Below are 589 nucleotides of genomic sequence, written 5' to 3' on the forward strand. Positions count from 1 at the left end.
TGTACAGTCCGGGGACATGGTAGACAGGTGTTCGCAGACATGGTGAACACTTTTTAACATCCTTTACCCATGGTGATCGACTTATTCTTCAGGTCGATCACCCCCACTTTCGTGCTGTACCACCACACTTCATAACACCCGTCTTCCATCGTCTCTTTCAGTCCCACATATTCTCCTCTGAACGCTTTACCTGCCTTCAGACTGCTGCCCCTGAAGCTCAGCTTTCCGCTGATATCTACCTTCCGTACCTCCACTCCCTCATCGTATTCCGGTGGCTTAACGTCTGCACTGTACTGCCGGGACGATGGCTGATATCGCGAAGCCGGTGCCTTCATCGCGAGGGCCTCGTGGGGCCGCTCCAGGTTATACACCGTCCGCCAGTGATCGAAGGCCCGTTGCAACTGCTGGCTGTCCGTAAACCACTGGCCCTGCAGCACTTCCGCCTTCAGACTGCGGTGAAAACGCTCCAGCTTGCCCTGTGTCTGTGGGTGGTAAGGCCGGGAATGGCTCACCCGGATACTCTGGCGCATCAGCCACAGTTCCAGTGCTGTCCAGGTCCCGGTGGTATCTCCCCACGGCGCACCGTTAT

The 589-nt window shown here is 56.5% G+C and carries 1 protein-coding gene; it reads right to left on the reverse strand.

What is annotated here, in order from left to right; translation table 11 throughout:
- Positions 1-53: 53 nt before the first annotated feature.
- Positions 54-589 (reverse strand): integrase core domain-containing protein (locus AAIE02_RS23610; protein WP_498533425.1); only part of this gene is annotated, 536 nt, incomplete at its 5' end.

It is taken from the genome of Cedecea sp. Ae19-4, from assembly GCF_059801165.1.